Source organism: Altibacter lentus (genome assembly GCF_000746845.1).
Classification (GTDB): Bacteria; Bacteroidota; Bacteroidia; order Flavobacteriales; family Flavobacteriaceae; genus Altibacter; species Altibacter lentus.
Map to the genome: position 1 here is coordinate 2,409,296 of NZ_KN050846.1, position 13,068 is coordinate 2,422,363.

10 protein-coding genes are annotated in these 13,068 nt (G+C 35.2%); 1 reads left to right on the forward strand and 9 read right to left on the reverse strand.

The window, feature by feature from the left end:
- Nucleotides 1-68: 68 nt before the first annotated feature.
- A complete protein-coding gene (locus JS40_RS11215; protein WP_051957573.1) occupies nucleotides 69-1,199 on the forward strand; it encodes a cysteine desulfurase family protein in 1,131 nt (376 codons plus the stop codon).
- Here the strand turns inward: JS40_RS11215 and JS40_RS11220 are convergent.
- From JS40_RS11220 to JS40_RS11260, 9 genes are all read right to left on the reverse strand, one after another.
- Nucleotides 1,180-1,632: a hypothetical protein gene (locus JS40_RS11220; RefSeq protein WP_034260604.1), complete on the reverse strand. Its 453-nt coding sequence runs from the start codon at nucleotides 1,630-1,632 to the stop codon at nucleotides 1,180-1,182. The genes JS40_RS11215 and JS40_RS11220 overlap by 20 nt on opposite strands.
- Nucleotides 1,625-3,391 (reverse strand): ATP-binding protein, encoded by a 1,767-nt coding sequence (locus JS40_RS11225; RefSeq protein ID WP_034260606.1) that lies wholly within the window; start codon nucleotides 3,389-3,391, stop codon nucleotides 1,625-1,627. Before JS40_RS11225 ends, JS40_RS11220 begins: the two co-directional genes overlap by 8 nt.
- Nucleotides 3,392-3,402: 11 nt before the next feature.
- Nucleotides 3,403-4,533, reverse strand: a complete 1,131-nt coding sequence (locus JS40_RS11230) for a phosphoadenosine phosphosulfate reductase family protein (RefSeq protein WP_034260608.1) — start codon at nucleotides 4,531-4,533, stop codon at nucleotides 3,403-3,405.
- A complete protein-coding gene (locus JS40_RS11235; RefSeq protein ID WP_034260610.1) occupies nucleotides 4,523-7,747 on the reverse strand; it encodes a P-loop NTPase family protein in 3,225 nt (1,074 codons plus the stop codon). The genes JS40_RS11230 and JS40_RS11235 overlap by 11 nt, the downstream gene beginning before the upstream one ends.
- Nucleotides 7,740-8,603 (reverse strand): DUF4007 family protein, encoded by an 864-nt coding sequence (locus JS40_RS11240; RefSeq protein WP_034260612.1) that lies wholly within the window; start codon nucleotides 8,601-8,603, stop codon nucleotides 7,740-7,742. Before JS40_RS11240 ends, JS40_RS11235 begins: the two co-directional genes overlap by 8 nt.
- Complete coding sequence (locus tag JS40_RS11245) at nucleotides 8,596-8,916, reverse strand: helix-turn-helix domain-containing protein (protein ID WP_034260614.1); 321 nt, start codon at nucleotides 8,914-8,916, stop codon at nucleotides 8,596-8,598. The genes JS40_RS11240 and JS40_RS11245 overlap by 8 nt, the downstream gene beginning before the upstream one ends.
- 135 nt (nucleotides 8,917-9,051) lie before the next feature.
- Nucleotides 9,052-11,550 carry a hypothetical protein gene (locus JS40_RS11250; protein ID WP_201770362.1) on the reverse strand — a complete coding sequence of 833 codons (2,499 nt, stop codon included), beginning with the start codon at nucleotides 11,548-11,550 and terminating at the stop codon, nucleotides 9,052-9,054.
- A 117-nt stretch (nucleotides 11,551-11,667) separates the two neighbouring features.
- Nucleotides 11,668-12,330: a P-loop NTPase family protein gene (locus tag JS40_RS11255; protein ID WP_034260616.1), complete on the reverse strand. Its 663-nt coding sequence runs from the start codon at nucleotides 12,328-12,330 to the stop codon at nucleotides 11,668-11,670.
- Nucleotides 12,314-13,066, reverse strand: a complete 753-nt coding sequence (locus tag JS40_RS11260; RefSeq protein WP_034260618.1) for a hypothetical protein — start codon at nucleotides 13,064-13,066, stop codon at nucleotides 12,314-12,316. Before JS40_RS11260 ends, JS40_RS11255 begins: the two co-directional genes overlap by 17 nt.
- Between the last annotated feature and the right edge of the window lie 2 nt (nucleotides 13,067-13,068).

Here is a 13,068-nt window from a genome sequence, read left to right on the forward strand (position 1 = left end):
TTTCTTATATTTTGGTTAATAGTTATTGGTGATTATATTATTAACTTTGCAGTTGTTATTTAAAGAGCGTGAACGAAGAACCAATATATTTTGATTTTGCATCTACTACACCAGTAAACGAGGAAGTTTACGATGCAATGTCGCCATATTTTCTCAGTTATTATGGAAATGCTTCGAGTAGTACTCATAAGCAAGGGGAAATGGCTTCTAAAGCCGTTAAAAAAGCCAAAAATCAAGTTTCCAAGCTTATTAACTGTGATGAGAATGAGGTGTTTTTTACGAGTGGCTCAACTGAATCTATCAAGTTGGCCATAAGTCAAGTTTTCTACAATAGTTTAGATGCAGGAAACCATATAATCACTTCCAAAGCAGAGCACAAAGCAGTTTTAGATACGTGTGAGGATTTAGAAAAAGTCGGTGCTCGGATAACCTATCTTGATGTTGATGACAATGGAAAATTAGATACAAGTTTACTGGAAGATAGTATTGGAAGTGATACAATACTTGTAGCATTAATGCACGTTAACAATGAAACCGGTGTTATTGCCGATATTGGGGATATTGGTACTATATGCAAGAAACATAATGTTCTTTTTTTTACAGATGCGACACAATCTTATGGAAAACTTCCACTCAACTTTCAAGATGAAAATATAGACTTACTTTGTTTTAATGCGCATAAAATTTACGGACCTAAAGGCATCGGTGGATTATTAATAAAATCAACTGCTAAAACTAAACCTAGTGTATCGGTTAAACACCTTATTGATTCTGTAAATTTAGGGACACAGAATGTTCCAGGAATTGTAGGCTTGGGAAAAGCTAGCGAAGTGGCAATGTTTGAGATGGAAACAAATTACCAGAAAATTCAAAAGTTGAATACTCATTTACAACAAAAATTGCGGCAATCAAAATTGGGTATAGTTAATGCAGTTTCAGCTAATAGAAGCCCCTTTATTCTTAATATACAACTTGCAAATCAAGATGCCGAGTCATTTATATTAGGAAATAAAAACACAGTTTCGGTGTCAATGGGCTCTGCCTGTAATTCTAGATTGTTGCAACAATCCCACGTACTTAAAAGTATGGGGCTAATTAAAGAAGAAGCCGAAAGTAGCATCAGGGTTAGTTTTGGAAGTCCCACAACTCAATCACATTTAGATATTTTAGTCAATGCTCTTAAAAACGAGAATAGTTAGTTTCAAAAGAATTTACAATGGACGCCGCTAATTTTTTGATTCTCGAATTTCCTGTTCTTGGGCTAAGTCTTACCCACGAGATAACATCAAAAGTAGGATTGAGTTTGCCACGCAATAAAATCAGTTCTTTTTGTACTAAATATTCAACAGCTTCCCTATATGATTTTTCTACTGATGTAAATTCTCTTGTTTTAGGCAAAGGGAAGGACAGTAACAATATATCATCTACGTCGTTGACTTCATAACCTCTGGTTTCAACAAACCGTTTTCGTAAAGTTCCCTTTCTATTAAAGTGTGCACCGGCTCTACCAATTGTACCAGTGTAACTGTTGGTCATTCCTACATAAACGATTTTGTGTTTTTTGGAAAGCCAGATATAGATATAAGCTTGGTCAGCACCATTGAATGCACCTAGAATACTAGTCTCAAGCATACTTTTCGTCACTGTAATTTGGTGGCAAATCGTTCTCTAGTTTTCGGCACATATTGGCCAGAAATTCTGATACTATTCTTCTGGATTCACGTAAAATAACTTTTAGGTCGTCGTATTCATATTTTCCAATATTCTTGTAGGCGTATAATTCGGAATCGGCAAATTGAAGCATCATTAAGTCGAAGAGAATCTGTAAATCTCTATTTTCGGCATTATCTTCATAGATTAGTCTTGCAAATCGGTGAATTTTATTAATCCTTACACAATTCCCTAAATCGGTATCATAGTAAGGTTCCCATAAAAGGTTGTCCTCAACAGATGATACCCTGAATATTTTAGTGAGGTTAGGGTTTTTTTCACCTTTCACGGCCTCTTCTTTTTCATCTTCGGTGTAGTCATCATCCACATCATCCACTTCTTCACCCTTATCCTCTTTCATCATTTTAATTATCCACTTGATTTTTGAGGTCATATCGTCCGTGATAGCCTTTAATCGCTCTAAAGCTATTTCCTCATCGGGCAGGTCATCACCAGGCAATATTTCTATCTGCTCAAATTCTTCTAAGAGTTTGTTTGCTATTTCGTTAGGCGCTTTATTAATTATGTCTCTACTAATCTTACCTGCATTTTTCCAAGCAGCCTTACTTTTACTTTTTGCTTCTTTGGTAAAATCGCTGATATTTCTAAACGCTTCTTCAGAAAGGGTGAGCGAAGATTTTTTCACATCAATGTTGAAGAAATCATCTGCCTCATCATTGATAAGTATTCTTCCTCTAAAGGCATAAAAATCTTGGTCGTATGGGATAATACCTTGTAGGTTTGAAGCCCAAGATATCAGTCTTTTATTTCTATACACATAAAAACCATAGTTGCCTGCTTCAATTAAATATCTTTCGCGCACTTCCTTGTCTCTCGACTCACCTATATTTTTAATTCTATAAATAGGTGGATAAGGAAGTTGCGTTATCTCAATAGTGACATTTATTTGTAGTTCATCATCAAGGGTAAGCTCTTTTGGTTTTTCTATCCATTGCACTTCGGTTCCGTCCCATTCATTTTCATTCAAGTTTCCATTTTCGTTGGCTTCAGCTACAAACAACGGGTCAATGGCATCTATTTTTTTGTCACCAATCGTAATATTGATTCCGCTTTCAGATAGGAAATAGAAATAAATGACACCAACTTTTGTTTTAAGTTCCTTAATGGTATTTCTAACACTTGGATGGTTGTTTAATCGAATAGCAGAAATAATAATGATGGTACCTTTACCTTCTTTTAGATAGGTATCAATTAGTTCGGATTCATTCTCGTCAATTTCAGTCTTTTCTGCAAAGTATTCTTTTGCGGCCATTACTTTTGGAAGAGAGACTTCATACTTATTAAATCCACTACCATTCGAAGAAATAACTTTGAGTACATCACCCTGAGAAAATGAAGCTGATTTTAAACCCAAGCCAAATTTTGATAGGGACTTATCGTCATAATGGTCATCTGTTGAGCCAAGTTTTAATGCCTCTTCGATTGCATTTGCGTCCATACCATCGCCATCGTCTATGATGATATATTCCTTGACATTGTTCCTCTTACTATCAGAAAAATCTTCACGTTCTTTTTTGATTAATAAGTGTATGTTGTTTGCATTTGCTCTTACAGAGTTATCTATAATATCACAAATGGCGGCGGAAGTTGTGTAGCCAATTCTGCTCAATCCAAAAAGAAGCCTACCGGCATCTATGGATAAATCGATTTTATCACTCATATATTTATATTTTAAATGAAGCAGCTAGCACAACCAAGACCTTCCGCTTCAATAATTTCATCTTTCCAACTGTTGGTAGTTCTTTTGCTAAGCTGCCTTTTCATTCTCGTAAAATGTTCTTTCTTAATGGCTTTAACTCGTTCTGGTTTAGATAGCTCTTCCAAGGTCTCGCTATCCATCCAGTTATAACCGTCTTTTTCATATACCATAGCTTTTTTAAATAAGGTTGGATGATTTTCCAAGAGCCAAACCCATTCTATTTTTTGCTGGTAAAAACAAAAGAAACAACCCGACCTGCTTCGAGAATAGGTGCCAGTTTCTATTTTACCATCAATTTCTACTTGGTATGATTTTTTTATATAGTACGCTGGTATGCCAACACCACTCTCGTCTAGTATTTTAAAGATGTCGTCCAATACCAAAACTTCATCATTATCTATTAAAGGGAATTCTTCTAAAAGGCCTACAGGATAATCGGTGTTTTCTTTTAAATACTCAAATACCACCCGATTAAATAATTTTACATCACTATTTAAAAGGAATTCTAATTTTTGCCCTTGCCTAAAGTTCGGTGAAATAGGCTGATTGACCCTATTGATAATATCTTCCTTTAAATGGTCTGGACTTAGACTGTTATAAAGTTTTGCAATCTTTGGAATATTATTATTAGCCAACACTTCTTTTATAACGTCTTCGCTCCAAATATTTTTTCTAAACGGAAAAATAGATTGCACGTTGGTTTTTTTGGATATATAGCCCTCCCTGTTTTCATCTCCTCGTATTCCCACGTATGATATTGTAGGCTCATCACCAATGTATTTCTCAAAGGGTTCTAACTTTAGTTTTTTGGTGCACCATCTTGCAGTTGAAGAGGGAAGATAACCACCATATTCAGCTAGAAAATGGTCAAATGTGGTTTTGTACGGGGTTTCTTTTTCCGGTTCGACAGCAAAAATTGTTTTAATGTCTTTACCTAACCTGCTGTTTAAGGCTTCTATAAGTTCATAGGTTTCTTTTAATTCTTTTCCTGTGTCGCAAGAATAATAGTCTACATCCAAAGTGGGATATAGATTTTTAAGATAAAGTGCTAGTGCGGCGCTATCTTTTCCTCCAGAAATTCCAAGTACGTGTTTAACCTTCATCGTGCAAAGTTTTTAAATATCTAATTATAGCAGCTGCACTCAATTTGTCATTTTTGGATAGTACCTTGGCTAAATCTTTCTGTAATTTTGAAACTTTCTTTTCTTCAGAAGCACTCAGAACGATATTTTGTTTTATGGTTCTACCTGAGATATCTGTTAGTTGAAATTGTACTATTTCATTATTTACAGTTTCATTTGCCAAAGAATGTAACTCCAATAGATTATCTAAATTTGAGAGTACCTTTCTTGTATTGTCCATCAAAAGGGCTTCGTCCTCATCAGTCATTTTCTCGATAGACTTTCCAAGAATTACATCAGCAATGGATTTTAGCCAAGAATCACGTTCGTCTAGTTTGGACATTATGCGGTTAAGAAAAACTTTTTCTTTTTGAATCAATAAATGTGGTTTCAACGACTTGTAACGTGCTTGAATTTTACTTTTGTAATCTGTAAAATCATTAATTTTCAGATTTAGAGCGTCGCATATATTTTCTTCATACCTGTTTAACAAGCCTTCGTAAGCAACTCTAATTTCACTGATAGCCCCATTTAAGCGTTCAATGAAGTCATTTAGGATTTCACTGTCATTTTCTTCGAGGTTAATGTTTTTATATCCTAATCCTTTAGGTATTTCTGATAGTAGCGCATTTTCTGGGTCCTTTGCAGATGCAATAGCATCCCTCAAGCCTTTAGAGGATGGACTTAATCGATTGGTTTTTTTAACGTAATCTGGTAGGGCATTATAAAACGCTATGAAACTACTGAAAATAGAAATCAGCGAACTTTCGGGCTTGTTACTAGATGTATTAACACCTGTAATCTCTTTATATTTATTGAAAAGGTTTAGTCTTACTCCTTCAATCTTATATGATTTCAGTTCATAATCGGAAGGTTTCTTATGCACAAGGTCAAGAACTTCACTAGTTAGGTAAGGGACATATCCAGAAGCTTTGTGAAATAGTGCATAGTCTTGATTTTTTACAATAAGGAATATAGGAATCCAAAAATCTATGAACCCCTTCTTAAGTTTAAATGGTGGTTTAGATAGCGATTCGTATAATTCAGACAGGTTCTTTTTAATATGTTTTGAGTCTTCTAAGAAATTATTACAATGCCTCCAAAGGGGTATAAAACTGGAATCCGTAGGCTCAGTAAGAACATAAGTGCTGTTTTGAGCTTGGTGTATTCCTGTTTCTTTTAAAAGCCCTAAATAAATAGATTTTTGAGGTGGAAATTTACTGTCGTCATAATTTAAGTTTTCAACTTCACTATGGTTAAGTAAATCTTTAAGAAGGTTTTTGCGCGCCGTTAAAATGGGGGTGCTCAAATACTCTTTGTTTACCATTTCATTTAAGTAACGAGGCGTCTCAGGGTATTCTTCTTTGGCTATTAATGAAAGGGTTCTGTTTAGGGTTACCTTTGAATCGATTTTAAGCTTTTTGCCACCATAAAACCAATCAGCATTGGATATTTCATAAATACCGTACTCCAGAAGTTTTTGCAATTTTTGTATTTCGTGGGCTTTCTCTTCCGTTAGTATTTTTTTTACAACATTGTCCTCTGCATACTTTTGTAATACAAAATCCATCTTTTCAATTTCATAGATACAAGACTTTACAAATTCAAAGTCTTTGAGAAGTACATATAGTTGTGCCGGTTGTTGCACATCGGTATTCTTTAAATCCTTTTGTTTTATGTCTTTATTGAGAATTATATGTATGTAGCCGTCAATTCCCCCTTCAGGTTTAATGTTATCTATGTAATCCGATACATTTACCTTAAAGAACCTTGGTGTACCAATTTCAAAATAAGCTTCCTTGGCAAAATGATATTTTTCCGTAAAATAATATTTGGCTTTTGAAGCAATATTAATGGTAGTATCGATATGAGAACTTGCGTCAATCAATTCCTGTTCTATATCAACATCCGTTCCGTCAATAAAGAAAAACTTATTACGATAATTATAGAACTTGATTATTTTTTGACTGATTAGCTTTTCAATATATTTTTCGGAATCAGGAATGTTTAAGGCATACTTACCATAATTTTCTAGGAAAGTTTTATCCAGCCTACCGAAAGATTTTGCAAATAAGTTTACCAGACCAATGGTCTTGATGATTTTCGCTAAGTGCTCATATCCTATATCGTTAATAGCCTCTGCCTTATCCAATGCTTTTACAATGGTATTCCATTGAGGCTTGTGTGGGTTTGAATATCTATCTTCTAATTCACTAGTTAAATGAAGTGTTAGATAATCAAATACATTAGCTACATTAAAGAATGTATGATTGTCTTCATCTATTTTATCAAAGAAAACTTGACTGTTAGCCAAAAAAGAGAACAAAGACCTTTCGTTTTGACCATACTTTTGCAAAGCTTGAGCCAGAATATTTGCTGAGAGAATATCAAAAGGGTAAAGTTTATTGGCTAAATCGTAATTCAGGGTTTCTGAATTGCTAACCAGCTTGCTTTCGTTTATTTTATCGAATAAATTATCAAAACCAATATTCTTTGGTTTTTCAATTTTCAAACCCTCTATTCTTTCTGAAGCTAAATAAAGTAGTTGCTCAATGGGCTCATCAAACGAAATGTCAATTAATCGTCCTTTTACTTTATCCCATTCGTTCTTTTGATTTCGAGATAGGTCAATGGCGTAAGAACCAAAATTTTGATGCAACGTTGTGATCAAAATAATATTCCTATTGGAATCGTTTACCAACTCCGCCAATTGCTGTATGAAGTATAATTCGCTATCTGGATTGTGTTTGGCTGCATATTCAAGAAATTTACCGAACTCATCAATTAGGATAACCAATATTTCGCCCTTATCTTTAAGTGATGCAGCACGCTTGCCTATTGTTTCAATAAGACTGGAATTCGCTGTGTCTTCCTTAACTTTAAAGGATTTCTTTAGTACTGTTGTCAAGGGTGCGGCTTCCCCAATAATTTTTAAGAATGAAAACTTCTCAAACCCTTTAAACTGGCCATTAAGATTAGCAAAATAAGGTTTTCTGTCATTAAGGTTTTTTTCGAAAGCCCAAAGGAAACTGGACTTCCCAGTACCATAAGAGCCAATTATATTAAAGGAATGGTGTCCCTGTTGAAATCCAGAAACTATTCTTTCAAAAACATTTTTTGCATTGGGTGTAACTACGTAATGGATGTCGTTTACGGCATCGCGCTCAATATTTGTGGATGTTGTAAACTTATACATTATAGTAACGTTCTAATATGTCCCACTTGTTAGGGATATTTTTAATTTGTATTTCTTTTCTTCCGGCATCCTTCTTATAAACAACATCTTTAAAAGCTTCCGATATTTCCTGAATTTTAAGTTCGGTACCTTCGGTAGAGCAAGCAAACACATCACCTATCTTATTTTGTATATCATCAAAACTTATAGACGCAAGCTCTGGGAATTTATCTAAGATTAGGAAGTAAAATATTTCTTTGGGTATCTCAGGTCTCTCACTTACTTTCAATTGAAAAACTGAACCTTCCTCGGTATCGGTAACTTTAGTAATAAGATTGAGGTCGATGAAGATGGACGATAAATCGTCTTCCATATCCTTAATGTTCTTATCGGCTATATAGTATGTTTTTATAAATACCTTGATGTCGTTTTTCAAAGAGTTTTCAGCTATCGAGGTTTCATTGTTAGTGGCTGTCCTTAACAAATACCTAAGCAGCTGTTGGGTTGTAAATTGTGAATTAACCCTACTTTTTCTGAATTCCTTAAAAACTAAAGGGTAAATAGAGGCTAGGTTTGTGTCTAACAGTTTATAGTGTAATAACCACAAAGTACCTTCATACTCTAAAAAAGGGTCGTAACCTGTATTACTATTAAAGATTTTATTGGCAAACGCAGTGGCTTGGTCTTCTCGGTCATTTATGCCGAAAGCCTTTAACCAGAAATTAATGGACATCACCATATTTTTTCCAACACCTAAAGCTGTTACCGCATCAGGGTTTTTGAAAGACTGTCCTTTGGAAAGATAATCGTATCCCTTCTTCAACCAAAAATGGCGACAGTGAAATGTTTCGTGTCCTGTAAACGTTAGTTTATTCATTTATTTTTGATTCGCCGTTTTTATTTTTTAAATAGTTCAATTTGTCTTTACATTCAACTAAAATACGCTCTGGATTTTCTTCCTCTAAAAGGGTAAACACAACCTTGTCGGTTAAGTATTTTTTTTCCAATTCAGAAACAGCAACATTATAGAATGAGGCGAAGTCTGACAGAAGTTCTCTTTTGGGAAGCCTCTCATTTCTCTCATATTTACCAAGTGTTGACTGGTCTATATCTAGTGCCGCTGCAACTTTTCTTATAGGCAGATTTTGCAATTCTCTTAGTGTTCTGAGATATTCACCCAATGTTTCCATCGTTGTTGAATTTTATTTTAGAGACAAAATTTGTCCTTACAAAAATAGGATTATTTAAGCCATTAACAACTTTTGGGATGGGATATAATGACTTTATTTTTGGGCTATGATATTAGGGTAGGAAATCACTTGGTGTTAATCGCCAATTCCCTGCATCATAGCTTCCATACCACCAAAGTTTAATATAAAGGTTGAGTAGTAGTGGTCAAACAAATCCTTTAGGTATTGGCCTAAATCCACGTGTTCCAATTCATTTTTGCCCTCTACTTTTTGCCTAATCTCATAGCCTCTATTTTTACTGATTGTATAAAGAAACAAGGTGTGAAAATATACCGAGGTGTAATATTTGCGGTTAGCTAATTCTAATTGTTCTTGGTTGATGTTCTTTTCCTTGGATTTGAAATTTTTCAGTACGGTACTGTCCATATTGATAAAAATGCGATTTAATAAGTCGCCTTCAGCATCCGGAATCATAACAGTAGAATAATCTACATCGAGGCTCGTGGCTTCTTCAACCGCTTCCCAAGTTACGTCCGTATCAGAATTCTCATCTGTGCTCTTGTACATAAAGACCAGCTTTGGCAATCCCAACAAATCATTATCGCTTTCTTTTTTCGGTGATTCGCTTTTTGGCTTGTTGTTGTCGGCAATTTTTACCCAAAATAATTCCTCTATATTGCCATTTGGTGATGAGAGGCTTGCTTTCATTTGAATGCTGTCGCCAATTTTCAATTCGTCTTTAGGGTTAAGGGAAATTTTTATTTTTCCTTTGTTTGGGCTACTTTTTACTACGTTAAAAACTTCATCAATTTCTTTAGGTTCACCAGGTTTATTTCCACCATCAGAATCATTAGGTTTTATGTTGAGTACACTAACCCTTAAATCCCCAGGTTCATCAATTCTATCAAAATAATCATTGGCTACATCTGTAGAAAAACGAATCGATTTTTCACCATTAAGTGGTATTGAAGCAACTTCTTTTTTATCCTTACTGTTAGTATCGATTCGAAAAAATGATGGAAACCTCTTAGGCTCAAAAGTTGTGGGTTCTTTTTCATTTGAAGTTCGATTCTTCCTTCCCTCAGTTTTCTTTTCTTTTTTAATATCAAGCTTGAATGTTTGGTTCAGCAATTTTGCCAACTCAGAATCAAGTGGCAGATTTTTGGTAAAACTTTTGAGTAATTCGCTTGTATTTGAAGACGTATCAATATCTACAGCTTGTTTTCTGCGTTTTTCTATTTCTGCCAACCTTCCATCTTTTGAGCTCAATTTTTTTGCCAGATAACTTCTCAGAAATTGAGTTTCATCGCCGTCCTTGAGCCTGTCCCTGGAAGCCATAAACAGTTCCTTCCGAAAGTTATATTTCATCTCGGTACAGTCCACGTGAATCAATAAATGACTTTTCAATAGATTTAGCTTTAACGAACGCGTAATAAATTCAGAGGTGTAATGCCCGTGGGTTTGTCCATTAAGTGAGAACATCACCGCCATTGAATTTTTAAAGTATCTATCCTGTATGATTTTTTTGGTCTTCTTGAGGTCATAATCCTTTACCTTGGTTTTGAACACGTAGCAGGATACTTTCATTTTTCCGAAGACATCATCCGAGAAATTCTCTGAAAAGCTTTCGGCTAAATATTCGGATTCCTCAGCTGCTAAACGCCTCTTTAAACCGAATAAATCATTTTCCAGAACTTTATTATTTGGATAGCGCTCAGCGGTATCGACTGTTAAAATTGGTAATGCGGGTTGAAATAGAAACTCATTAATACTCTGGTTCAAGTCTTGGGCAAACCCGGAATAGCCCTTGGGAAACTGATATGAATAGAGTTTTAATATGGTGCCTGTTTCAAATTGACGATTGTTTAGACCAAGGTCTAGTTTTGAAGCTGTGAACGAAGGGATTTTTTCATTAATTAGTAAGTACTCATACCACGTTTCTTTTGCTTGGTCAGATTCTTTTTTAGGATGCTCACGTACCAGGGTAAATCCAAAATTACCATCATTTGTGTACCTTTTAGAAGCAATAAGTTGGTATCGCTTTTTTCCGCAGAATACAATGGCACCACTTCCACCCATATTGTATTTACCCTGTACAAAATGAATATCGTTCTTATTACCACGAAGTAGCGAGAGAAAGGTGTCCTCAAACTTTTCGGGATGCTGCCCTTCGCCGTTATCATAAACTACTACAGATGTTGGATATTGGCTTTTCTGGTTCCTTGGTCCTTTACCGTCAGCAATAATTTGAATATTCTCGGCTTGTTCTTTGCGAAATGAAGATAAATCCCAATTATTTTCTGGATAAAATTTTTGAATGGCTTCGTCCATAGATTTAGGTGTAGTGTCAGATTTTGGGTCAATTCCCGAAAGAATGCATTCTTTTGTTAGTAAAGCATCAATGGCATTAGTGACTTTTTCTATTAACGCGGCAATAGGACTTGATTGTTGATTTTTTACCACACCATAATTACTGAAATTTCCACCCAATGGTTTCCAGTTTGAGTCATCAAATGTTGTAGGATAAAGGTCTATTATGTTTAATAAATCTTCTTCATCTTTAGTATTATACAATTTAAAAAAGAGTTCTTGATTATCAATTTTTGATGAAGGTCGTGTGAATAGGTCTGCCATAGATTTAAAAGAAATGTTATAGCCTCTAATATAGCAAAATCGAATGCTCACGAAAACAGTTTTCAGTTATTTTTAAAGTAGGCTAATGAGGCACTGGACCCTGTTTTTCCATAAAATTCACTTCCGCTTATCTCTAGCCTTAGTTTCAAAAGCAATGAGATTAAACAATTCTCGCATTCTGCTACGTACACGATTACCATAACGCTCTTCCAGCTCTTCAGCATTTAGGTTTGTAGTGGCGTGTGTTTTAATTTTATATTTGGTATCCAGATAAAGTTCATAGCGAGAGAGTAGTACTTCACCCATTACATTTAAATCCTTGCCGTAAAACCGACCGGCAGGTTCTATACCTAAATCATCAAAACAGTAGAATTTGGTATTGCCATATTCTTCGACCGTTTTAAAGCCCAAATGGTTAAAGCTGAACGTCACGTTTCTACAGGGAATCATTTCATAGGGTCGTTGCATTGGGACGATATGTCGTAATAATTTCATCAAGCTGGTCTTACCACAACCAACAGGGCCTGAAAGCAGGATGCCTTTTTCGATGTCAATTCCGTAGGTTTCACAATTCTCTTTATCCTTAATGAAGTAAGAACATAGCTTCAGTAGTATACTTTTATCTTCATCGTAAATCTTAAAATTTTTACCAAATAACAATTTGCCCTTGGCGTTCAAATAAATTAGGATTTTTGGAAAGTCATACATCACGCTTTTTCCATCAAACTTGCCCAGTGAATATTCTACGCCACCTTCAATAATTTTAGAGGGGTTGTCCATAATCTTTGTTTTTAGTGGTCCGCAAGTTGTCCTTGATTTGGGATGCCTGTTTTTTGTTTGGTCTGTTTTCTTCTTCGAAAAGCTCAGTTCTATCCATCCAATTTGTGGCCAATGAGCGCCAATCTCGTATTGGCTTTCCATCACTTGTTTTCCATTCCCGATCTGCATAGTGCTCATAGAATTTTTTTGCTTCATCAGCATCAAAACCTTTTTCTTCAAAAAATAAAATAACGGACTGCCTGCCATTTGGCTGTTTTATATTGTTTTCTTGTTTGGTATTGTTTATATTAGATACCAATGCTTGTCCACCTATGGGATGGTTTTGGTACACAACTTGTCCGTTTTTGGGATGGTGGTGTCCCTCTAGTGGTACACCTCTGGGATAGTACTGTTCTGCAAGCAGTTCTAATTCGGGATGGTACTGTCCCATAACTGGTTCGCTACTTGTACCAATTATGGACATCTTGATTTTACTACCTTTGTAAGGATTGTTGGAAGGATAATAGGACAGATATTGCCAAGTATCTAAATCCACAATGCATCTATGGTAAGTAGATTTTGAACCGATTTTAGCACAGCGCATTAGTTCCCTACGGTTCACGTAGAATTCATCCATAAAACGGCAACTGTTCCATTCTTGGAACAGTGCCATATACAAACTGATATGGGTGGGATTTAGGCGGTCATCAAAATAGAACTTCTCAAAAGCCGCGTTAAGTAGCTTTATATAGTTCATAC

What these genes read in the sequence shown, in the direction of transcription:
- JS40_RS11240 (WP_034260612.1), bottom strand. Translation starts at nt 8,603, where the DNA reads ATGAATAAACTAACGTTTACAGGACACGAAACATTTCACTGTCGCCAT.
- JS40_RS11250 (WP_201770362.1), bottom strand. Translation starts at nt 11,550, where the DNA reads ATGGCAGACCTATTCACACGACCTTCATCAAAAATTGATAATCAAGAA.
- JS40_RS11225 (WP_034260606.1), bottom strand. Translation starts at nt 3,391, where the DNA reads ATGAGTGATAAAATCGATTTATCCATAGATGCCGGTAGGCTTCTTTTT.
- JS40_RS11235 (WP_034260610.1), bottom strand. Translation starts at nt 7,747, where the DNA reads ATGTATAAGTTTACAACATCCACAAATATTGAGCGCGATGCCGTAAAC.
- JS40_RS11230 (WP_034260608.1), bottom strand. Translation starts at nt 4,533, where the DNA reads ATGAAGGTTAAACACGTACTTGGAATTTCTGGAGGAAAAGATAGCGCC.
- JS40_RS11220 (WP_034260604.1), bottom strand. Translation starts at nt 1,632, where the DNA reads ATGCTTGAGACTAGTATTCTAGGTGCATTCAATGGTGCTGACCAAGCT.
- JS40_RS11245 (WP_034260614.1), bottom strand. Translation starts at nt 8,916, where the DNA reads ATGGAAACATTGGGTGAATATCTCAGAACACTAAGAGAATTGCAAAAT.
- JS40_RS11260 (WP_034260618.1), bottom strand. Translation starts at nt 13,066, where the DNA reads ATGAACTATATAAAGCTACTTAACGCGGCTTTTGAGAAGTTCTATTTT.
- JS40_RS11255 (WP_034260616.1), bottom strand. Translation starts at nt 12,330, where the DNA reads ATGGACAACCCCTCTAAAATTATTGAAGGTGGCGTAGAATATTCACTG.